This window comes from Sphingomonas chlorellae (genome assembly GCF_056485145.1).
In genome coordinates this window covers 219,536-241,448 of sequence record NZ_JBQXXM010000002.1, presented here as the reverse complement: position 1 = coordinate 241,448, position 21,913 = coordinate 219,536, and the positions used below count along the sequence as shown (strand labels likewise).

The 21,913-nt window shown below is 68.6% G+C and carries 14 protein-coding genes; 10 read left to right on the top strand and 4 right to left on the bottom strand.

What is annotated here, in order from left to right; translation table 11 throughout:
- Nucleotides 1–4 precede the first annotated feature (4 nt).
- Nucleotides 5–328 carry a hypothetical protein gene (locus ACT3CF_RS07475; RefSeq protein ID WP_478421621.1) on the top strand — a complete coding sequence of 108 codons (324 nt, stop codon included), beginning with the start codon at nt 5–7 and terminating at the stop codon, nt 326–328.
- Entirely contained in the window at nt 318–971 is a 654-nt protein-coding gene (locus ACT3CF_RS07470) for a TetR/AcrR family transcriptional regulator (RefSeq protein ID WP_478421620.1), read from the top strand. Before ACT3CF_RS07475 ends, ACT3CF_RS07470 begins: the two co-directional genes overlap by 11 nt.
- A 6-nt stretch (nt 972–977) precedes the next feature.
- On the opposite strand, the gene ACT3CF_RS07465 is transcribed toward ACT3CF_RS07470, so the two are convergent.
- Complete coding sequence (locus ACT3CF_RS07465; protein WP_478421619.1) at nt 978–1,820, bottom strand: DUF6683 family protein; 843 nt, start codon at nt 1,818–1,820, stop codon at nt 978–980.
- A 244-nt stretch (nt 1,821–2,064) separates the two neighbouring features.
- Between ACT3CF_RS07465 and ACT3CF_RS07460 the strand changes: the two genes are divergently transcribed.
- The 5 genes from ACT3CF_RS07460 to ACT3CF_RS07440 all read left to right on the top strand — a co-directional run bounded on the left by ACT3CF_RS07460 (nt 2,065) and on the right by ACT3CF_RS07440 (nt 9,932).
- The gene (locus ACT3CF_RS07460) at nt 2,065–5,040 is read left to right on the top strand and encodes a TonB-dependent receptor (RefSeq protein ID WP_478421618.1); all 2,976 of its coding nucleotides are present in this window, start codon (nt 2,065–2,067) and stop codon (nt 5,038–5,040) included.
- A gap of 10 nt (nt 5,041–5,050) precedes the next feature.
- Complete coding sequence (locus tag ACT3CF_RS07455) at nt 5,051–5,731, top strand: RNA polymerase sigma factor (protein WP_478421617.1); 681 nt, start codon at nt 5,051–5,053, stop codon at nt 5,729–5,731.
- A gap of 76 nt (nt 5,732–5,807) precedes the next feature.
- A complete protein-coding gene (locus ACT3CF_RS07450) occupies nt 5,808–6,770 on the top strand; it encodes a FecR family protein (RefSeq protein ID WP_478421616.1) in 963 nt (320 codons plus the stop codon).
- A gap of 11 nt (nt 6,771–6,781) precedes the next feature.
- On the top strand, nt 6,782–8,365 hold the full coding sequence (locus ACT3CF_RS07445; protein ID WP_478421615.1) for an alkaline phosphatase D family protein: 1,584 nt from the start codon (nt 6,782–6,784) through the stop codon (nt 8,363–8,365).
- A gap of 202 nt (nt 8,366–8,567) precedes the next feature.
- Nucleotides 8,568–9,932, top strand: a complete 1,365-nt coding sequence (locus ACT3CF_RS07440; protein ID WP_478421614.1) for an MFS transporter — start codon at nt 8,568–8,570, stop codon at nt 9,930–9,932.
- Nucleotides 9,933–10,074: 142 nt separating this feature from the next.
- On the opposite strand, the gene ACT3CF_RS07435 is transcribed toward ACT3CF_RS07440, so the two are convergent.
- Nucleotides 10,075–12,360 (bottom strand): glycoside hydrolase family 3 N-terminal domain-containing protein, encoded by a 2,286-nt coding sequence (locus ACT3CF_RS07435; protein WP_478421613.1) that lies wholly within the window; start codon nt 12,358–12,360, stop codon nt 10,075–10,077.
- Nucleotides 12,361–12,577: 217 nt separating this feature from the next.
- Here ACT3CF_RS07435 and ACT3CF_RS07430 point away from each other — a divergent pair, with 217 nt between their 5' ends.
- The 3 genes from ACT3CF_RS07430 to ACT3CF_RS07420 all read left to right on the top strand — a co-directional run bounded on the left by ACT3CF_RS07430 (nt 12,578) and on the right by ACT3CF_RS07420 (nt 18,156).
- On the top strand, nt 12,578–13,570 hold the full coding sequence (locus ACT3CF_RS07430) for a LacI family DNA-binding transcriptional regulator (protein WP_478421612.1): 993 nt from the start codon (nt 12,578–12,580) through the stop codon (nt 13,568–13,570).
- Nucleotides 13,567–16,638 carry a TonB-dependent receptor domain-containing protein gene (locus tag ACT3CF_RS07425; RefSeq protein ID WP_478421611.1) on the top strand — a complete coding sequence of 1,024 codons (3,072 nt, stop codon included), beginning with the start codon at nt 13,567–13,569 and terminating at the stop codon, nt 16,636–16,638. The genes ACT3CF_RS07430 and ACT3CF_RS07425 overlap by 4 nt, the downstream gene beginning before the upstream one ends.
- Nucleotides 16,639–16,719: 81 nt before the next feature.
- Nucleotides 16,720–18,156, top strand: a complete 1,437-nt coding sequence (locus ACT3CF_RS07420) for a glucoamylase family protein (RefSeq protein WP_478421610.1) — start codon at nt 16,720–16,722, stop codon at nt 18,154–18,156.
- Nucleotides 18,157–18,208: 52 nt separating this feature from the next.
- Here the strand turns inward: ACT3CF_RS07420 and ACT3CF_RS07415 are convergent, their stop codons facing one another.
- On the bottom strand, nt 18,209–19,129 hold the full coding sequence (locus ACT3CF_RS07415) for a hypothetical protein (protein ID WP_478421609.1): 921 nt from the start codon (nt 19,127–19,129) through the stop codon (nt 18,209–18,211).
- 198 nt (nt 19,130–19,327) lie between these two features.
- On the bottom strand, nt 19,328–21,649 hold the full coding sequence (locus ACT3CF_RS07410; protein WP_478421608.1) for a methyl-accepting chemotaxis protein: 2,322 nt from the start codon (nt 21,647–21,649) through the stop codon (nt 19,328–19,330).
- Nucleotides 21,650–21,913 lie beyond the last annotated feature (264 nt).

Sequence of the window (21,913 nt, the reverse complement as noted above, 5' to 3'; positions counted from 1 at the left end):
GGTTGTGAGCACGCTCGACCCCCACCGTATGACGCGGGACGCGGCGGGGAGGGGGGATCGATTTTTTGACGATTCGGTTTTTTCATCCGAAATGGATGCGAAAGTCTCCGAAACGGCGGAATCGCGGTCGAGCCGCGGTCGTGCGTCATCGCGTTCGCGCGAACGGCGCGAATTGCGCTGCGGATTGCGCGGTTTGGACGCGGCCGGGCCGTCGAACGGCGGTTTCGGGGCGGCGATTGCGGCATTCGTCTTGCCGTTGGGCGCCTCCGGGGCGCTGCGGGATGGAAACCGCGCGTCGAACGCGGCACAAGCGGCGTATGGACGGTGATCAGGGCAGCGCCGCGGCGGCGGCCGCGCGGACGGGGGGCAACGGGCGCGTCAAGCGCCGCAAGCGCAGCGCCGAACAGGCGCGCGAGGAAGGGCTGGCGGCCGCGCGCGCGTTGCTGATCGCCCAGGGACCGGCGGCGGTGACGCTCGCCAATGTCGGCCGCGCGATCGACATGTCGCACCCCAATGTCATCCATCATTTCGGTTCGGCGGCGGGGCTTCAGACCGCGCTGATGGAACGCATGATCCGCGATCTGGGCGACGCGCTCGGCGATGCGGTCAGCGCGATCGGCGTCGATGCCGACGCCCCCGCGCGGCTGGTCGATCGCGTGTTCGAAGCCTTTGGCGAAGGCGGCGCGGCGCCGCTTGCCGCATGGCTGGTGCTCGCGCGCGAACATGAGCATTTTCAGACGCTTGGGGGTGCCGTCGACGATCTGGTCGGCGCGGTGCGCGCGCGCGTGGCGCAGGGGCCGGACAGCGAGGCGCGCATCCGTTCGATCGTGCTGCTGATCGCGATCGTCGCGTTCGGCGATGCGCTGATCGGGCCGCACCTGCGCCGGATGCTGGGTCAGGACGACAAGGCCGCGCGCGATCTGCTCGTCTCGCTCCTCCCGACGCTGATCGCGCCGCCCGCCGCGGGCTGAGGCCCGTCAGGCGGCGCGCGCGCGCCCGCGCAGCATCCACCCGCCGACGCCCGCGCCGCCGGCCGCGACCGCGAGCAGCGCATAGCGGGCGCCGCTTCCCGTCGTCGCGGGCTGCGGGGCGCGGCGGGTTTCCGCCCGACCGGTTCGCCGCGCCGGCACGAAGCCCGCTTCGGTCAGCTCGACCGCCTGCAGGTCGAGCCCCATCGTGCGCGCGCCCTTGGCGACGGCATTGCCGATCGCGCGGAGCCGTTCGGGATTGCCGCGTGCCTGCGTCACCGCCGCGTCGATCAGCGCCGCCTGGATCAACAGCGATTCCGCCAGTTCCTGCCGCGTCGCGTCGCCGGCGCGCATCACCTCGGGCGTGGCGCCCAGCGCCCGCGCCGCCTGCGCGCGCACCGCGGCATTGGTCGCGCGCGACGTTTCGGCGTTGGTGCCGCGCGTCGCCTGCCACGCATTGACCCAATAGACCGTATAGGCATCGGCAAGATTGTCGACGCGCATGCCATAGGGGGCGAGCGCGCCTCCGATCTTCTCGATGATGTCGCCGCCGGCGAACATGCGTTCGAGGTCGGCTGCCCCGGCCGGATCGGCCGCGCGCGTCTTGCTGACGAAGCGGGCGAGATTGGCGGCCCGGCGCGCCCTGGACGGCGTATAGCGCAGCGCGGCCGGATCGACCGCAGCCTGCGCGCGCGCCCGCGGCTCGCCCGCGTCGGGCGCGAAGCGGTCGGCATGGTCCTGAAGCGCGATCCGCGGCCCTTCATAGAGCATCGGGCTGATCATCTGTGCCTGTGCCACGCCCGGCGCCGCGACCAGCGCGAGGCCGAAGGAAACGAGCAACCGCAACGACATGGGGCACCTCCTTCACGCTTGGGGCGGGTCCGCGCCCGGTCCGTATGGGGATAAAAAACGAACCGGGCGAAGTCGATGCTTCGCCCGGCCGATTGCGGCGAACCGCAGCTTTTCTTAGCCCTTCGCGGCTGGCCCCCGCCTTGCGGCAAGCCCGCAATTTCTTTGCGCGGCAGGTGGCGGTTCTCGTCGGCTCGCGCATCGGTTCGGCAAGGGCGGCAATGGGTCGTCAGGGAGGGGTTCGCCGATGTTTCGTCGTTCGATTTGCGTGGCACTGCTTTCGGGTATTGCCGCGATGGCCGTGCCGGTCGGCGTGCAGGCGACTGCGATCCAGCGGGTTCGTTTCGATGTGTCGGCAGGGAATCTCGCCGCGGCGTTGAACGAAGTGGCGCGGCAATCGGGCGTGCGGATCGCCTTTCCCTATGATCGCGCGTCGATCCGTCGCGTCGCGCCGCTTCGCGGGCAGATGACCGTCGCCGAAGCTGTGCGGCAACTCATCGCCGATACCGAACTCAGGATTGCGGTATCGGCGCCCGACCATATCGTTCTCGTCGCGGCCATGCAGCAGACGGGGGGCGTCGAGCCGGTTGCGGCAGCGGAAGAGGGGCAGGAGATCCTTGTCACCGGCTATCGCCTGTCAAACCGCCGTGCGCTTGCCAGCAAGCGTAACAGCGACCAATTGATCGACGCGGTGAGTCAGGACGAGGTTGCGCAACTGCCCGACGTCAATATCGTCGAGGCGGCACGTCGCATTCCGGGCCTTTCGGTAATCTCCGAACGCGATTCGACGCGCGGGCACGACAATTACCAATATGTCACGATCCGCGGCCTCGACAGCCGGTACAATCTGGTGACGGTGGACGGAGCGCAAGTCGCCAGCGCCGATGCAAGCTACCGCGGTGCGCAGCTTGCGATGCTCCCGGCGACGCTGGTGAGCGAAATCCAGGCGATCAAGACCGTCACGGCGCAGTATGATCCGCACGCGCTGGGTGGGCAGATCAACCTCGTCTCGAAGAGCGCCTTCGACACGGGTAATTTCCTGACCGCGCAGTTTCTTGCCGGCGGCACCTCGCAGGACGGCAAGGTCGTGCCTGATCGGCGCGCCAATATCCGGGCGAGCGCGACGGGCGCCGCACAGATCGGCGATACGCTGGGCATCGTGTTATCGGGCGAATATCAGCGGTTGCAGGCCTCTGCCCTGGCCAGCCTGCCCGGCGATACCGGCGGTGCGGGCTGGACCTATTATACCGCCGCCGGCGCCCAGACTGCCAATTTCGCTGTGTCGACCGGGCGCGCTGTCCCGGTGAGGGTGCAGGACTATGCGTTTGACGTGCAGCGTGAGCGCTATAGTGCCAACGGCAAGATCGAGTTCCGCCCGGACGATCGGTTCGAAGCGTCGATCTTTGCAGGCTATTATCACGAGCGTTCGGACGAGGACCGCTACGAGGCACTCGCGCTTCCTGCGTCAGCCTACACTCCCGGCGCCACGCCGGACACCGGAAAGCTCAACAGCGGCAATTATCAGCTCGGCCTTGTCGCGCAGCCCGAGACCCGGCGGACCTGGTTTCTCAACGGCCACGCGCGCTACGCCATCGCGGATCGGCTGAACCTGCGCGTCGGGGTGTCGGATTCGGACGCGCATTACAACCAGAACCGCTGGATGTATAAGTGGAACACCGGCATGGTGATCACCGCCGCCTCGGCCGCGACCTCGAACCAGCCAGCCTATGGCTATAGCTACCGCGTGGTCGACGGCCTTCCGGTCCTGGCGATGAACGACGCCGCGGCCGCGACCGATCCCGCCAACTACGGCCCGCGCTATTGGCGAAACATCATATCGGATGTCCGGAACACGGTACGCACATTGCGCGGCGATCTTGGCTGGAATTTCGGCGAGCATGATCGCGGTTGGGGCGTTAACCTGGGCGTCAACCAGACGCTCACCAAGGTCGAGAACGACCTCAACTATCGCGAATGGTTTGCAAAGGATGCCGCGTCGGCGGTGTCGATCGGCAATCTGGACCAATATGCCCGGCCGACCGTGCTGGTTCCGATCATGGCGCCCGGCATCAACTTCTACCTGATCGACGCTGCCAAGGCGCAAGGCGTACTTAACGCGCATCCCGAATGGTTTCGCCAGAACAACGCACGGGTCGCCGACGGCAACAACGCCTATTTCGACCTGCGGGAGTCGGTGACGGCCGGTTATGGCCAGATTCGCCTGCGTGGTGCGGCCTTCAACATCCAGGCGGGCGTGCGATATGATCGTGCGACGGTGGACGTCACCACGCATGCCAACGGTACGGGTGCGCTGATCCATCGCCGCCGCGATTATGAATATGCGCTGCCCTCTGCCGTCGCTGTCTGGGACGTCGACAAGCGGATCAAGCTTCGTGCGGGCGTCAGCGAGACGATCGGCCGCCCCGATTACGGGCAATATGGTGCCACCACCACCTATTCGGTCAACGCCGTCACCAACCCCGACGGATCGCCGGCCAGCATCTTGAGCATCAGTCAGGGCAACCCGGGCCTGAAGCCGCGGCGCGCGTGGAACTACGACATGGCAGCCGAATGGTATGTCGGCGCGGGAGGTCTCGTGTCGGCGGCGATATTCTATAAGGATATCAAGGACGAGATCTTCAACAAGACGATCACCTATAATAATTATGCCTTCGAAGGCACGACCTACCAGAGTGCGACGGTGTCACAGCCGGTCAACGCGTCTTCGGCGACGGTCAAGGGCCTGGAGATCCAGGCGATCAAGGACAAGCTCGGGTTCCTTCCGGGGCCGCTAAAGGACCTCGGGGTTTCGCTCAACGCCACCTGGCTCGACGGCCGGTTCGATTTCATCATGGGCAATGGCGCGACCCGTCGTATCGGGGCGTTGTTCAATCAGCCCGGGCACATCTACAACGCGTCGATCTTCTATTCGAGCGGGCCGGCCAATGTGCGCTTTGCTTGGAACCATATCGGCGCGTCGCCGGTCTCAGTCGATTCCGGTGCGGCATGGCGCGATGTTTGGCAGGACACGCGCGACCAGATCGACTTGCAGGCGAGCGTCTACGTCAAACCCTGGATTCAGGCGACCGCACAGGTCCAGAATCTGACCAAGGCGCCGTTCAAGGCGCATCTTGGCCAGGATCGTGAACTGCTCCAGACCCGATATCCGGTCGGCCGCACCCTTTGGTTGGGCTTGGTATTCAAGCCGCGCGTGGCAAAATAGGGCTGTTGCCTTGCCGCTCCTGCGGGCGGCAAGGCAACGATTTCCGCTGCGAAAACGCCGGTTGTCACAGCGCCGTATCAATCGGTGCCTAGGCAGGACCATTCTTCCCTTCGCAGGCGTCTTCATGTCCTGGCTTCGCCCGATCGACGCATGGTTTGCGTCCTCCATTCTGCCACATGAGGCCGAGCTGCTGCGCCAGGCGCGGCGCTGGGCGCCCGGCGAGGAAGAGGCACGCGACCTGCTCCACGAGGCCTATGCGCAGCTGCTTGCATTGTCGGCGTGGGAAGGCATCGCCAATCCTTCAGCCTATGCGGTGCGGACGATCCGCAATTGCGCCCTCCAGCGGATGCGCCGCGCGCGCATCGTGCCGATGCGGCAGTTCGCCGCGCTCGAGGAACTGGAGTTCCCCGACCCCGCGCCGGACAGTTTTGCCGTTGTCGCCGGGCGGGAGGAGTTGGCTCGGATGATCGCCGCGGTGGACGCATTGCCGCCGATGTGCCGTCGCGTCGTTCTGCTGCGCAAGTTCGAGGAAATGCCGCCGCGTGCGATCGCGGCGCGGCTGGGCATCAGCCTTTCGACGGTCGAAAAGCATCTCGCTCGCGGCGCGCTGGCGCTGACCCGGGCAATGGCCGCCGTCGCGCCCGAGGGCGCGCCGCCCCGCGTGCCGGCGCGGGCCAAGCGAAAAGCCTGAGATGCGCGATGGCGGTTTCGCCGATGTCGCGCATCGGACATAGATCATCGGGACATCGGCGGGCGGGCAGTTCTTTTTGAGCGAGCGGCAGGATCAGGAGCGGATCGAGGAGGAAGCGGCTGAATGGCTGGCGGCGCTCGATTGCGGCCGCGCGGACCGAGCGGCGTTCGAAGCCTGGCGCGCCGCCGATCCGGCACATGCCATCGCCTTCATTCGGATCAACCAGAGCTGGCGCCAGCTCGACCGGCTCGCGCATGCGCGCGGCGTGTCGCGTGCAGACGAAAGCGTCGTCGGCGAGGATCTCCCACCGCGTCCGGCACGTCGCCGTCTGCTCCGGGCCGCCGGGCTCGGCGCTGTCGCTGCCACCGCCGGAGCGGTGATCGCGATCCAGCGCGCCGCTGCCCATGATGTCGAGACCGCGATCGGCGAGCGTAAACGTTTCTATGTCGACGAGGCGGCTTGCCTTGATCTGAATACCTCCAGCCGGCTCCGCTGGTGGCGCGGCGATGAGGGGATCGAGATCCGGCTCGATCGCGGCCAGCTGCATATTGATCTGGCTGCCGGCGCGCTTGGCTGTGCGCTCCACGCCGGGCCCGCGACGATCCGCTTCGGTGCCGGCGCCTTCGACGTGCGGTTGCTCTCGTCGGGTCAGGCGGACATTGTCGCGATCAATGGCAGCGCTGAACTGGTCGCGCGGCGGGGCGCGGCCGGTCCGCTGTGGTTGAAGCCGCGACAGGGTGTTTCGGTTTCTGAAGCTGGAAAGGCGTCGCTGCGCCCGGTTGCCGAGGATGCGATCCGTGCCCGCGCCGCGTGGCTTGAAGGCGAATTGATCTTCGATGGGCAGACGCTGGCAGAGGCGGTGGACGAATATAACCGCTATCTGCGCACCCCCATCGTCCTGGCCGACCCGGATGCGGCCCGGCTGCGGCTGGGCGGCCGCTTTCTGACGAACAATCCCGCCGAATTTCTCGACGCCGTTCGGCTGAATTTCGGGCTGCGTGCGGAACGGCACGGCAACCAGATCCGGCTCCATCGATAAGGACAGCTGCAATGCAAGACGATTCCGGAACCCGGCTTGATCGTCGCGGGGTGCTACGCGCTTTCGGCGCAACGGGCTCGGCGGGATTGATCCTCACGGCGACGCGTGCCGCCGGTTTTTCCGGGGCGTCGCTGTTTTCGCTGGGCGTGGCGTCGGGCGAGCCCATGCCGGACGGCATGGTCTTGTGGACCCGGCTTGCCCCCGAGCCGCTTGCCGACGATGGCGGCATGCCTGCCCGTGCCGTGGCGGTGCGCTGGGAAGTCGCCGAGGATCCCGGGTTCGGCCGGCTGATCGCGCATGGGACGGCATGGGCAGAACCGCGTTGGGCACATTCGGTCCATGTCGAGGTTCGAGGGCTGCGGCCGGGACGCCATTATTGGTATCGGTTCATCGCCAATGGCGAGGCGAGCCCGGTCGCGCGGACGTGCACTGCCCCCGCTTTCGGCGAAAGCGTGGATCGGTTGCGGCTCTGCTTCGGCTCGTGCCAGAAGTTCGAGGCGGGCCATTATGCCGCGCATCGGCTAATCGCGGCCGAAGCCCCCGACCTGGTGCTATTTCTTGGCGATTACATCTACGAAAATGCACCGTCGCAGGACGTTCGAATCCACCTCAATCCCGAGCCTTTCGACCTGGCAGGCTATCGCGTGCGCTATGCGACCTATAAGCGCGACCCGCTGTTGCAGGCGGCGCATCATGTGGCGCCGTGGGCCGTGATCTGGGACGATCACGAGGTCGCGAACGACTATGCGAACGACCTCGACGAAGGCAATGGCGATCCTGCGGCGTTCCTGCGCCGCCGGGCGGCTGCCTATCGGGCCTATTGGGAACATATGCCGCTGCGGTACGCCAACCGGCCCGACGGGGCGGCGATGCCGCTGTACCGAACGCTCAAATGGGGCAGCCTGGCTGCGTTCCAGCTGATCGACGACCGCCAGTATCGCAGCCCGCGTCCTTGCCAGCCGCCTGAACTGCAAGCGCAGCACCGGCGTTACCTGTCCATGGTGCCGGACTGCCCGGAACGGCGCGACCCGAAGCGTTCGATCCTGGGGGCGGCGCAGGAGCGCTGGCTGAACCACGCCTTCGAAACGTCGCGCGCGCGTTGGAACGTGCTCGTGCAGCAGACGCTGATGGCCGATTGCCCGCGGCTCAACCCGCAGCATCCCGATTCGGCCCCCGATCTCTACACGCTCGACAATTGGGGGGGGTATCCCGCGGCGCGCGAGCGTATCCTGCGGCATTGGCGGGACGCGAAAATCGCGAATCCGCTGGTGTTCAGCGGCGATATCCATGCCTTTGCCGCGGCGGATCTGCTTGATCCCGATCGGCCGGAGGCGGCGCCGATCGCGGCCGAGTTCGTCGGGGGATCGATGACGAGCAAGAACCACGATCCGCTGTTCAAGCGCACCGTCGGTCGTGTCGCCGGGTTTCATTATGGCGAGAATCAGGTGCGCGGCTATGCCTCGGCGACGATCACTGCCGATCAGTGCGCGGTGCGCTTCGTGGGGCTGGAAAACCCCGCCGATCCGCAAAGCGGGGCGTACCGGCTTGCCGATTTCACGGTGCATGCCGGCCGGCCGGGCCTTGCCATGGGATAGGCGCGCGGCGTCGATCGCCCCCGGTTGTCAGCGGGGGCGGGGGCGGTCATCATGGGCTCAATGGGCGGACGAAAGACGTCGTTCGCCGGCGAAAACAGGGTTTCGGGAGCAAAATCATCGCCATTTCGTGCCGTTCCGGTGCCGATTGCCGCCGTTCGGAGGAACGCGCGGTCCATGCCCCGATTCCTGGCGTGGCGGCGCGATGAGCGACGCTCCGCGCACCCCGCGCGCGGCGCTGGTGCTGTTCGCGTTCGGCGACTTTGCGTTCAACCTCTATTGGCAGAGCGCGATGCTGTTCCTGCTGTTCTATTACACCGAGGCGCTGGGGCTGGCGGTGGGATGGGCGTCGCTGACCTATATGGCCGCGCTGGTGCTCGACGGCGTCGCGAGCCTGGCGGTGGGGGTATGGGCCGACCGGCACCGCGACGGCGGCTATCGCCGGTACCTGATGATCGGCGCGGCGCCGCTGGGGCTGAGCTTTGCGCTTGCCTATCTGCCCCCCGGCTGGGCGGGGAGCGCGGCGGGGATCGTCGTGTTCGCGACGCACCTGATGTTCCGCACCGCCTATGCCGCGGTCAACATCCCCTATCTGGCGATGACCGCGCGCGTGAGCGACGACAGCGGCGACCGCGCGCTGATCGCGGGGATGCGGATGGCGTTCGGCACCGCGGCGATGGTGACGGTGAGCCTGGGGACGGTGCCGATCGGCCGATGGCTGACCGGCAGCGAGGGCGCCCCCGCCTATGCCGCGGCGGCGATGCTGTTCGCGGCGGCGGGAACGCTGATCCTGATCGCGGTCGCGCGCGGGGTGCCCGAACGCGTGCCCGCCGATGACGCGAGCGGCCCGGCAGCGGCAGAGGCAGCGGGGGCGGCAGAGATAGCGGGGGCGGCAGCGGAGGCCGCGCGTCCCGCCGCGCCGTCGCTGCGCGCGACCTTTGCCGCGCTGGCGGGCAACCGCGCCTTCGTCGCGCTCAACGCCGCGATGGTGGCGGTGATCATCGCCGCGACCTTCCTGTCCAAGTCGGTGCTCTATTATTTCAAATACGCGCTGGGCGACGAGGCGGCGGGGCAGGGCGCGCTGGCGACGATGGGGCTGGTCGCGGCGCTGGCGGTGCCGGTGTGGACGCTGATCTGTCGCCGCGCGGGCGGCACCCTGACCTGGATGCTCGTCGCGGTGCCGCTGATGCTGATCCTGGCGGGGTTCGCGCTGGCCCCGGCGCAGCGCGTCGGCGAGATGCGGCTGTTCCTGGCGGCGGCGCAACTGCTGCTGATCGGGATGCACATCGTGTTCTGGGCGATGCTGCCCAACACGGTCGAATGGGGCGCGCGCGCGAGCGGGATGCGGCTGGAAGGCGGCGTGTTCGGGCTCGCCGCGCTGCTCCAGCGCATCGCGATGGGGCTGGCGACGGGGCTGTTCGGGCTGGTGCTGAGCGCGATCGGCTGGCACGGCCACGGCGCGCAGGCGCCCGCGACGATCGCCGCGCTGGCGCTGGCGGTGGCGCTGGTGCCGCTGACCGGCATCGCGGCATCGGTGGCGCTGATGTTCGCCAACCCGCTGCGCCGCTGACCCCGCGCGCGGTCAGGCCGGCGGGAAGGCCGGCGGCAGGAGGGCGGGCAGGAGGGCGGGCAGGAGGGCAGTGCGCCCGAACCCGCCCGGCCCGAACCCGCCCCGCCGCCAGGGGGGCGGCGGCGAGGCGGGGGACCGTGGGTCAGGCGGCGGCCAGATCGAAGCTGCCGTGCAGCCCGTCGGCCTCCGCTGAGGGAGCGACCCACAGGTCGAAGCGGCCCGGTTCGGCCGTCCAGTGATTGTCGCGACCGACGAAGCGCAGATCGTCGCGGCGCAGCGTGAAGCGCACCGTCGTCGCCTCGCCCGGCTTGAGCGCGACCTTGCGGAACGCCTTCAGCTCGCGCACCGGCCGCGTGATGCTGGCGGCGCGATCGCGGATATAGAGCTGAACCACCTCCTCGGCCGCGCGCGACCCGGTGTTGCGCACCGTCGCCTCGACGGTGAGCGTGCCGTCCCAGGCGAGCGTCGGTTCGTGACGCAGATCGGCATAGTCGATCCGGCTGTAGGTCAGCCCGTGCCCGAACGGATAGAGCGCCGAATTGGGGATGCCGCGATAGTGCGTCTTGTATTCGGCGAGCGGGCCGTCGGGATTGGGGCGCCCGGTCTGCTTGTGGCTGTAATAATAGGGCACCTGGCCCGCCGCGCGCGGGAAGCTGATCGGCAGGCGCCCCGACGGGCTGTGCGCGCCGTAGAGGATGTCGGCGAGCGCGGTGCCGGTTTCGGTGCCGAGGAACCAGCTCACCAGGATCGCCGGCGCCTGCGCGACCGCGCCCGCCAGCGCGAGCGCGCGGCCGTTCTTGAGCACGACGACGATCGGCTTGCCCGTCGCCGCGACGGCTTCGGCCAGCGCCATCTGCGGCGCGGGGACGACGATGTCGGTGACCGACTGCGCCTCGCCCGACATGCGCGCGCCCTCGCCGATCGCGAGCACGACGATATCGGCGGCGCGCGCGGCGGCAACGGCCGCCTCGATCCCGCCCGCGAGCGGCTGTTCGATCCCCGAGCCCGGCGTCACCGTGACGAGCGACGGATTGGCCGCCGCGGCGCGCATGCCGGTGGCGAGATCGACCGCCTGGGCATCGTCGCCATAGACGCACCACGGTCCGACCAGATCGTGCTGGCCCGAGGCGAACGGACCGATCAGCGCGACCTTGCGGTCGCGGGCGAGCGGGAGCAGATCGCCTTCGTTGCGCAACAGCACGACCGAGCGCCGCGCCGCCTCGCGCGCGACCTCGCGATGCGCCTTCGACAGCACCACCGCCTTTTCGCGGCGCGGGTCGATGCGGCGGAACGGATCGTCGAACAGCCCCAGCCGCGCCTTGACCGCGAGCACGCGGCGCACCGCCTGGTCGAGCCGCGCCATCGGCACGTCGCCCGCCTGCACCAGATCGGGCAGATACTTCATGTAGAGGCCGCTCTGCATCGACATGTCGACGCCCGCGAGCATCGCCAGCCGCGTCGCGTCGCGCGCGTCGCGGGCAAAGCCGTGCGCGATCATCTCCTCGTCGCCGGTATAGTCGGAGACGACGATGCCGCCGAAGCCCCATTCGCGCCGCAGCACGTCGTCGAGCAGCCAGCGATTGCCCGTCGCGGGCACGCCCGACAATTCGTTGAACGACGCCATCGCCGACAGCGCGCCCGCGTCGAACGCCGCCTGGAAGGGCGGGAAATAGATTTCGCGCAGCGTGCGTTCGGACACGTCGACGCTGTTATAGTCGAGCCCCGCCTCGGCCGCGCCATAGGCGGCGAAATGCTTGGCACAGGCCATCACCGCGTCGCGATCGGTCAGCCGCGCACCCTGGAAGCCATGGACGCGCGCGACCGCGAACAGCCGGTTGAGCAGCACGTCCTCGCCGCCGCCCTCGACCCCGCGACCCCAGCGCGCGTCGCGCGCGACGTCGACCATCGGCGAGAAGGTCCAGTCGATGCCCGCCGCCGCCGCCTCGGTCGCGGCGACGCGCGCGGTGCGTTCGGCGACTTCGGGTTCCCAGCTCGCAACCTCGCCGAGCGGCACGGGGAACACGGTGCGGTGGCCGTGGATGATGTCGGCCGCGAAGATCAGCGGGATCCTGAGCCGCGATTCGCGCATCGCGACCGTCTGCATCCGCTTCGCCATTTCGGAGCCGTTGCCGTTGAACACGCCGGTGAGATGGCCGCGACGCACCTGGTCGAGCTGTTCGTCGAAGGTCGCGCCCGCAGTGGGCGGGTTGAGCGCGGTCGCGGCGGCCCCGCCCCAGGCGGCGGCGTTGAGCGTGAGCTGACCCGCCTTTTCCTCGACGGTCATGCGCGCGAGCAGCGCATCGACAAAGGCGGGCACGGGCGCGTCCGCCGCCGCCCGGATCAGCGCCCGCGCCGGGCTGGCCGCCCAGGCGGTGACGGCGGCCGCCCCCATCAGCGCCGCCCGCCGCGAGATCCGTAGCTGTTCCATCAAATCGTCTCCCTCTCCCTGAATCGCGGCGGATAGCGCCACCGCGCTGAAAGGCCCGCGCATTTTTTGCTTGGGCTGTTTCATGTAACCGGTTACATAGCATGCAGCACCGGCGGGAGTGCAACCGGTTTCATGCACCGGATTGCGCGATTGCCCGGTTCGGTGCGTTCACAGCCGCAGCGCAGACGACATGCGCGGGGCAGGGAGATTGAAGGGCATGGCGCAGGCCACGATTCGGGATGTCGCGCGCGAGGCGCAGGTATCGGTCGCATCGGTGTCGCGTGCGCTCAACGGCGCCGACAATGTGCTTCCCGAAACGCGCGAGCGCGTGCTCGCCGCCGCCGCCCGGCTGGGCTATGTGCCGCACGCGGGCGCGCGCAGCCTGAGCATGGCGCGCGCACACGCGATCGGCGTGGTGCTGCCCGACCTGCACGGCGAGTTCTTTTCCGAAATCGTGCGCGGGATGGATACCGAGGCGCGCGCGCGCAAGTTCCTGTTGCTGCTGTCGAACATGCATGCCGACCTGGCGCAGGCGGGCGACGCGCTGCGTTCGATGCGCGGCCGCGTCGACGGGCTGGTGGTGATGGCGCCGCATCTGGACGCCGCCGCGCTGATGGCGAACATGCCGCCCAACGTGCCCGCGGTGCTGGTCAATTGCCGCGCCGACCGCGGCACGCCCGCGCTGCTGGTCGACAATGTCGGCGGCGCCGACACGATGGTCCGCCACCTGCTGGCGACCGGGCGGCGCAACATCGCGCACATCGCCGGACCGGCGGGCAACCTGGACGCCGAGGAGCGGCTGGCGGGATTTCGCCTGTCGATGCGGCGCCATGCCGGGATCGACCAGCCGCTGGTGCTGCCCGGCGATTTCACCGAGGAAGCCGGGGCGGCGGCGGCGCGCGCGCTGATCGCGGGGCGCCAGCGCATCGACGCGGTGTTCGCGGCGAACGACATGATGGCGATCGGGTGCATGCAGACGCTGCGCGAGGCGGGCGTCGACGTGCCGGGCACGATCGCGGTGGCGGGTTTCGACGACATTCCGATCGCCCGTTACCTCCAGCTTACGACGATGCGCGTGCGCATCGCGGAAATCGGCGCGCTGGCCGTGCGCCGCCTGATCGCCCGGATGAAGGACGATCCGGCGGCGGCCACCACCGAACTACACGCGCCCGAGATCGTGGCGCGCGCAACCACGAGCGCAGGTCAATGACGCTCACCCAAGGGAAGGAAAACAACAAGATGATGAACCGCAAGGGGAATGGCGGGCATCGCACCGGGACGGGTCGCACCGCCGGTACGGCGCGCCGCCGGATCGCGATCGCCACCGCACTGATGCTGGGCACCGCGCTCGGCGCGACGATGGCGACGCCGGTGCAGGCGCAGCAGAGCCAGGCGAGCCTGCGCGGCCGCGTGACGCAGGCGGGTGCGCCGGTGGAGGTGCGTTCGGTCACGGCGACCGAGGTGAGCACCAACTATCGCTTCAATGCGACGGTAAACGCTGACGGCAGCTATCTGTTCGCGTCGCTGCGTCCGGGCACCTATCGCCTGACGATCGAGACGCCCGCGGGCACGCGCAACACCGACAATTTCACGCTGACCGTCGGGCAGAGCGCGCAGCTCGACATCGACCTGACCGCGCCCGCGGCGCCCGCCGCGAACGGCGCGGCCGCCGATACCGGCGCCGACGCGACCGCGCCCGCGGGCGACGAGATCATCGTCACCGGCGCGCGCATCCGCACGCTGCAGGGCGGCGAAGTGGGCGCGACGATCACCCAGCGGATGATCGACACGCTGCCGCAGAACAACCGCAACTTCCTGGCCTTTGCCGACCTGGCGCCGGGGGTTTCGCTCGAGACCGGCGACAACGGCAACGTCTCGATCAAGGGCGGCGCGCAGGCGAGCCGTTCGGTCAACGTCTTCATCGACGGCGTCGGCCAGAAGGACTATGTGCTGAAGAGCGGCATCACCGGCCAGGACAGCTCGAACGGCAACCCGTTCCCGCAGTCGGCGATCGGCGAGTATCGCGTCATCAGTTCGAACTACAAGGCCGAGTTCGACCAGGTGAGCTCGGTGGCGATCACCGCGGTGACCAAGTCGGGCACCAACGAGTTCCACGGCGACGCGTTCTTCGACTTCACCAACCAGGACCTGCGTTCGCGCACGGCGCTGGAAAAGTCGCAGGGCGGCGACAAGACCGAGACGCGCGACATGCAGTTCGGCGTTTCGCTGGGCGGGCCGATCGTGCGCGACGTGATGCACTTCTTCGGCGCGTATGAGGGCAAGCGCAACCGCGTGCCGGTGGAAGTGACCCCGGCGCAGGGCCGCGCGATCACCGATTATCCCAGCGACCTGCAGGGCGTGTTCGGCAACTTCAACCGCAAGTTCAACGAGGACCTGTATTTCGGCAAGATCGACATCGTGCCGACCGACCGCGACCTGATCGAGCTTTCGGTCAAGGTGCGCAACGAGGACGGGATCGACTGGAACAGCGGCCAGACCGCGCAGAGCTATACCTCGATCAACGAGGTCAAGGAAAAGCGCGCGCTGCTGCGTTACCAGCACACCGCCGACAGCTGGATCAACGACGCCAAGCTGTCTTACGAGGACGTCAAGTGGAGCCCGCGCCCGACCGCGTTCGGCAACGGTTTCGTCCTGCAGAACAGCCGGCAGGACCTGTTGCTCAACTATGGCGCGTCGGCCAATTACCAGAACAAGGGCCAGAAGGGCTGGACCTTCCAGGACGACTTTACCTATACCGGCTTTTCCGGCCACGCGATCAAGCTGGGCTTCAAGACCAAGTGGGTGAAGCTGAACGCGCTCGAGCGCAATTCGCTGAACCCGCAATTCTATTACAACCTCGATTATTCGGCGACGGTGCCGTGGCAGGTGAAGTTCGGCGTGCCGGTGCCGGGCATCGGCGACGGTTCGGTGCGGTCGAACAACTTCCAGCTCGGCCTGTACATCCAGGACGACTGGGACGTGACCAGCCGGCTGACGATCAACGCGGGCATCCGCTGGGATTACGAGCGCACGCCGTCCTACCTCAACTGGGTGACGCCGGCGGACGCGGTGGCGGCGGTTTCGCCCGCCAACTATCCCAACCTTGTCAACGCCGATTACCGGATCGCGGACTATATCTCGACCGGCAAGGAGCGGAAGGCGTTCACGGGCGCGTTCCAGCCGCGCATCGGCTTCAGCTATGCGCTCGACGCCGACCGCCGCTTCACGCTGTTCGGCGGCTATGGCCGTTCGTATGACCGCAACCAGTTCGATTACCTGCAGATCGAGCGCAACAGCGGCGCGTTCCGCACGCTGGGCTTCCAGTTCAACAACGGCGACCCGGCGCATAGCTGTGCCAATGCGAGCTGCGTGGCGTGGGATCCGAACTATCTGACCCCGGCGGGGCTGGCGACGCTTGCCACCTCGACCACCGGCGGCGGGCGCGAGCTGACGTTCATCAACAACGACCTGAAGGTGCCGTATTCGGACCAGTTCAGCCTGGGCGTGCGCGGCAAGCTGGGCATGTGGCGGCCGGAAATCGGCTATACCCACATCGCCAGCCGCGACGGCTTTGCGTGGCTGCTCGGCAACCGCCGGCCCGACGGCACCTTCTTTGCGCCGGGCACGCAGTTCAACACCCAGCCCTGGGGCTTCGCACCGCCCGGATTCGGGGCGATCATCCTGGGCACGAACGGCATCAAGACCGACGCGGACTCGGCCTATTTCAAGCTGGAGAAGGACTATACGGCGAGCTCGCCGTGGAGCCTGAACTTCGTCTACACCTATACCGAGGCGACCGAGAGCCGGAAGTCGGGTGAGCATTACTCGCTCGATTACCCGTCGATCTATGACTATCCGACGCTGCGTTCGACGGGTGTTTCGAAGCACCGCATCGTCATGGCGGGCAGCGCGGACCTGCCCTGGGGCCTGACCGCATCGGCCAAGCTGCAGCTGCGTTCGCCGGTCTATGTCTATGGCACGACCGACCAGGGGCCGCGCGTGATCGAGGGCGACAACAAGCGCCCGTTCATCCTGGGCGACCTGTGGGCGTTCCGCCAGGTCGACTTTGCGCTGAGCAAGTCGATCCCGCTGCACTTCGTGTCGAGCGAGGCGGCGATGCGCGTGCGCGTCGACGTGCTGAACGTGTTCAACACGGCGAACTTCACGTCGTACAACGATGACGGCAATTCGCCGAACTTCGGCAAGCTCAACCCCAATTTCGAGACCGGAGGCTATCCGCCGCGCACGTTCAAGCTGTCGGCCGGCTTCAGCTTCTAACCTGCTCTCTCCTCAGGGCGGGACCGGCCTGGCCCCCTTTGCCGGTCCCGCCCCTTTTTTTGGACGGAGAACAACGACATCATGATTTCCCGCCGGACCCTGGTGCGCGTCACGCCGATGCTGATCGCCGCCGCCGCGACCGCCAAGGCCGCGAACGCGGTCGCCGCACCCGCGCGCGACCCGCTGATCGCGCGCACCGCCGAGCGGACCTTTCGCTATTTCTGGGAAACCACCAACGCCGCCAACGGGCTGGCCCCCGACCGCTGGCCGAGCGCAGGCTTTTGCAGCATCGCCGCCACCGGCTTTGCGCTGACCGCCTATCCGATCGGGGTCGAGCATGGCTGGATCGGCCGCAGCGCCGCGCTGACGCGCACGCTGGCGACGCTGCGCTTCCTGTGGAACGCGCCGCAGGGCGACGCCGCCGAGGGCGTGAGCGGCCACAAGGGCTTCTTTTATCATTTCCTCGACATGACGCGCGGCCACCGCTTCGGACGGAGCGAGCTGTCGTCGGTCGACACCGCGCTGCTGATGGGCGGCGTGCTGTTCGCCGCGCGCTATTTCGACCGCAACACCGCCGCCGAGCGCGAGGTGCGCGACCTGGCCGACCGGCTCTATGCCCGGATCGACTGGCGCTGGATGCAGGCGCGCGCGCCGCTGGTGTGCATGGGATGGCATCCCGAGCGCGGGTTCATCCCGTCCGACTGGAAGGGCTATAACGAGGCGATGCTCGTCTATGTGCTGGGGCTGGGCGCGCCCGACCCGGCGCACCGGCTGAGCGCCGACGCCTGGGACGCATGGTGCGCGACCTATCCGCATAGCTGGCGCGGCAGCGGGGCGACGCGCCACCTGGCGTTCGGGCCGCATTTCGGCCACCAGTACAGCCATGGCTGGATCGATTTCCGCGGCATCCGCGACGCCGCGATGCGCGAGGCCGGTTTCGACTATTTCGAGAACAGCCGCCGCGCGACCTATGCGCAGCGCGACTATGCGATCCGCAACCCGATGGGCTGGCGCCATTATTCGGCCGACATCTGGGGGCTGACCGCGTGCGACGGCCCGCTGGGCGGCACGTGGAAGATCGCGGGCGCGCCGCGCAGTTTCCGCACCTATTCGGCGCGCGGGCCGCTGGGGCTGCCCGACGAATTCGACGACGGCACGATCGCGCCGACGGCGGCGCTCGGCTCGATCGCGTTCGCGCCCGAGATCGTCGTGCCGTGCGCGCACGCGATGCACGCGCGCTATGGGCGGCTGCTCTATGGCCGTTATGGCTTTCTGGACAGCTTCAACCCCACGCTGGCGGGCGCCGACGCGGTGGGGCTGCGCGTCGAGAAGGGCAAGATCGACCTGCATCTCGGCTGGTTCGACGACGAATATCTGGGGATCGACCAGGGGCCGATCCTGACGATGATCGCCAACCATCAAAGCGCGCTGGTGTGGCGGCACATGCGCGGCCACCCCGCGATCCGCGACGGGCTGACGCGCGCGGGCTTTCGCGGCGGCTGGCTGGGCGCGGCATAGCGCCGCAGCCGGGCCGCGAGCCGGGAGCCGGGAGCCCGGAGTCGGGGGCGGGTCAGCCCGGGGCGGTACGATCGGCGAGGATCGCGTCGGCAAGCGCGGCGTGATGCGCGAGCTGCCACGCGCTCCAGCGTTCGAACTCGGCGACGAAGGCGGGGTCGGCGGCGACGAGGCGGCCGTGCGCATCGGTGGTGATCCAGCCCGCGCGCGTCGCGGCGCCGAGCAGATTGCCGATATGCGATCGCGACAGCCGGAAATGATCGGCGAGCCGCCGATAGGAGAGCGACGGCGGCGCCTTTCCCGCCGCGACCGCATAGACCGCCGCCATCACCGCCGCGAGCACGAGATAGCCGCAGTCGCGCCGCGCGAACGCGACCACGCGCGGATAGGGATCGAGCAGCGCCGGATCGGCGATCAGCGCGGCCGCCGAGCGATAGACCAGCTCGTCCTGGCGCTGCGGATCGGCGGCGATCGCGGGCGCGCGCGGCGCGCAAGCGGGCTGGAGCCGATCGACCGCGCGCAGATAGGCGAGCATCGACGCCGCAATCTGTTCGGTCACCGCAGGGGCGGGGACGAGGATGCGCGCACGGCCCGCGGGTGCGGCGCGCGTTTCGACCAGCCGCCCGGCGCGCAGCCCCGCGACGATCCCGGCGGTCTGGCGCGGACTGAGCGGGCAGCTTTGCTGAAGCCGGGCAAGCGTGGGCAGCGGGCCGCCATGGCGCGCCCAGTCGCGGTGATGATGGATCAGGAAATAGCCGACGAGATAGCGGCCGAGCTGGTTGAACAGCTTGTTGATCGGCCAGCCCGCCGGGGCGACGAGCGCCACCTCGGCGCAATAGGCGGCAAGCGCATCGCGCAGCCCCGGGTGGCGGCGGAACGCGTCGGCCGCGGCGTCGGTGGTGGCGTCGGCGGTGGCGTCGCCGGTCGCAGCGGGCGGGGCCGGGGCGGCGGGAACAGCCGGTCGCGGGTGCGTCATGCGGCGTCCCAACGCGCCGGGCCGGTGCGGGTTTCGCGCGCGGATCGGCGGCGGGGCGGCGCGTCGCATCGCGTTCGGAGGGCCGGGGTGCTGCCCCGCGGGTGCTGCCCCCGGGGGGGGGGCTGCCCACGACAAAGGGCGCGGGGGGATTGCTCCTCCCGCGCCCTTCGACGGCGCGTGGCGACGCCCGATCGCCGGTCAGGCGAAGGCGTATTCGCCGTGCGTGGCGTGGGCGGCGTGCGCGGGCAGGTGCCGGCGCGTGGCCGCGTGGCCGGGCTTTTCGACGGTGAAGCTCTCCGCCTGTTCGGTGAGCGACTTGACCTCCGAGGTGAGGTTGCGCGCGGCGGCCGAGGTCTGTTCGACCATCGCGGCATTCTGCTGCGTCGACTGGTCCATCGCGCCGATCGCGGCGCTGATCTCGGTCATCGACGCCGACTGGGCGCGGCTGTCCGCCGCCATCGTGCCGAGCAGCCCGTGCACCGCCTCGACATCGCCCGAGATGCCGACGAACGCGGCATCGACCTTGCGCACCGCCTGCACCGCCGCGGCGATGTCGGTCTGGGTCGCGGTGAGCTGTTCGCGGGCGGCGCGCGCCTCGTCCTCCGAGCGGCGGGCGAGCGCCGAGACGAGATCGGCGACGACCGCGAAGCCGCGGCCGGCATCGCCGGCGCGACCCGCCTCGACCGCCGCGTTCATCGCGAGCACGCGCGTCTGGAACGCGATCTTGTCGAGCCCCTCGATCACGCTGTCGATGCCCTCGGCGCTGGTGCTGACGCGCGACATCGCCTGCATCGCCTCTTCGGCGACGTTGCGGCCGTCGTTGACGGTCGAGATCGCCTGATCGGCACGCGACAGCGTTTCGTTCGAGGCGATCGCGCTTGCCTTGAGCCGCGAGTCGACCTGGGCGAGCGCGGCGCTCGTCTCTTCGAGGCTGGCGGCGTTGCTTTCGGTGCGGCGGGCGAGATCCTCCGACGCCTGGGCGATCTCGACCGAGCCGTTGCGGATCGTCGCCGCGCTCTCGCCGACCGCGCCGATCAGGCCGCGCAGGCTGCCGAGCGCGGTGTTGAAATTGTCCTTGAGCCCTTCATATTCCGGCGGGAATGCCGCGGTGATGTCGACCGTGAGGTCGCCCTGCGACAGCCCGCCGAGGCTGGACGAGACGGTTTCGACGACGAATTCGGTCTTGGCCGCCTCGTCGGCGCGGCGCGCGATGTTGGACTTGATGTCCTCCTGCATCTTGCGCAGCGCCTCGGCGAGCGTGCCGACCTCGTCCGCCTGATGGATGGCGAGCACCTGGTCCATCCGTTCGCGGGCGATGCCGTTGGCGAAATCGGCGCACTGGCTGATCGGCTGGGCGATGCGCCGTGCGGCGACGGCGATCCCGAACACGGCGGCGACCGCGACGGCGATGCCGATCAGCAACTGCCACACCATGCTCGACACGGCGCGCGCGCTGAGCGAGGCGCTGAGCGAATCGGCCTGGGCGAGCACGAGTTCGCGCGGGACCGAGATCACCACCGACCAGGGCGTCTTGCTGCGCCCGAGCGTGATCGGCGAATAGACGTCGACATTCTTCTGGTTGGGATCGTCGACGACCTTGGCCTGGCCCGACTTGACCGTTTCGGCGAGCTGCGCCCAGCGCGGATCGACCGAGGCGGCCGACTTGCCGATCGTGTCGGGCGCGGCGCTGTTGGCGGCGATGAGGCCGGTGTCGTTGACGATCAGCACCACGGCCTTGCCCGAGAAGAGCGAGGCGCTGGTCTTGGTCGCGACCTGTTGCAGGAAGTCGAGATTATAGTCGCTGCCCGCGACGCCCATGAAGCGGCCGTTCACGACGATCGGCACCGACATGGTGGCGAGGAACACGCGCCGGCCCTGAACGGTGTAGGGGAGCGGGCCGAGGATGCTTTCCTCGCCGTTCGCCTTGGGGCCGAGATACCAGCCGCCCTTCATCAGCCCGTTGGGATGGCGTTCGGCGCTGTCATATTCGACGAGCGGCTGGATCGCGACATTGCCGTTCGCGCCGCGCGTCCAATAGGCGAGGAAGCGGCCGGTGGCGTCCGACCCCATCGCGTGATTGTTGACGAAGCCGCTGTCGGCACCGTCGATCGCATTGGGTTCCCACGCCGAATAGGTGCCGTTGAAGGTGGGATTCTGTTCGAGCACATGGCGCAGGAGCGCGTTGAACTGGGTGCGGCGCTGACCCGCGCCGGTGCCGCCCGCGCCGCCGCCGGCGAGCACGGCGAAGCTGTGCGCGGTGGTGCGCGCGGCGTCGAAGGCGACGTCGAGCGCGGTCTTGACCCCCTGGGCCTCCACCTCGGCGCGGTTCTGGAGCATCGTCTTGGCCTGGCTGCTGACGATGGTGCCGACCTCGCGGCTGACAAAGGCGTGCGACCCCCAGGCGAACAGCGCGCCCACGGTGACGAGGATGACGACCGTTGCAGTGAGGCAAAGCCCCGCGATCAACGCAATCTTGCGTTGTAACGATTTGATATTGTCCAGATATTGCATCAGTTGCATTGCGCGACCCGATCCCGATGCGCCAAGAAGAATCATGGCTTTTGTCAAGAAACGGTCTGTTGATCGTTGCTGCGGATGCGAAATGATAGTTCCGGGCTTTACGTTACGGGGCAGTGCGTAGAAGCAGTTCGGCCGAACAACGGGTTAACCGGCGTTTACTATTTGGGCGGGAGTGCGAGGCGGAGGAGGGAATGGGCGGGGCGGGTCGGCGACCGGTCCTGAAACGTGCGGTTGCCGAGCGGGGCGGGCGGTCACGGCGCGGCA

Bases quoted from the DNA above. Each gene is read 5' to 3' on its own strand.
- ACT3CF_RS07425 (WP_478421611.1), top strand. From the start codon at position 13,567: ATGACGCTCACCCAAGGGAAGGAAAACAACAAGATGATGAACCGCAAG.
- ACT3CF_RS07430 (WP_478421612.1), top strand. From the start codon at position 12,578: ATGGCGCAGGCCACGATTCGGGATGTCGCGCGCGAGGCGCAGGTATCG.
- ACT3CF_RS07435 (WP_478421613.1), bottom strand. From the start codon at position 12,360: ATGGAACAGCTACGGATCTCGCGGCGGGCGGCGCTGATGGGGGCGGCC.
- ACT3CF_RS07420 (WP_478421610.1), top strand. From the start codon at position 16,720: ATGATTTCCCGCCGGACCCTGGTGCGCGTCACGCCGATGCTGATCGCC.
- ACT3CF_RS07465 (WP_478421619.1), bottom strand. From the start codon at position 1,820: ATGTCGTTGCGGTTGCTCGTTTCCTTCGGCCTCGCGCTGGTCGCGGCG.
- ACT3CF_RS07470 (WP_478421620.1), top strand. From the start codon at position 318: ATGGACGGTGATCAGGGCAGCGCCGCGGCGGCGGCCGCGCGGACGGGG.
- ACT3CF_RS07440 (WP_478421614.1), top strand. From the start codon at position 8,568: ATGAGCGACGCTCCGCGCACCCCGCGCGCGGCGCTGGTGCTGTTCGCG.
- ACT3CF_RS07460 (WP_478421618.1), top strand. From the start codon at position 2,065: ATGTTTCGTCGTTCGATTTGCGTGGCACTGCTTTCGGGTATTGCCGCG.
- ACT3CF_RS07445 (WP_478421615.1), top strand. From the start codon at position 6,782: ATGCAAGACGATTCCGGAACCCGGCTTGATCGTCGCGGGGTGCTACGC.
- ACT3CF_RS07410 (WP_478421608.1), bottom strand. From the start codon at position 21,649: ATGCAACTGATGCAATATCTGGACAATATCAAATCGTTACAACGCAAG.
- ACT3CF_RS07415 (WP_478421609.1), bottom strand. From the start codon at position 19,129: ATGACGCACCCGCGACCGGCTGTTCCCGCCGCCCCGGCCCCGCCCGCT.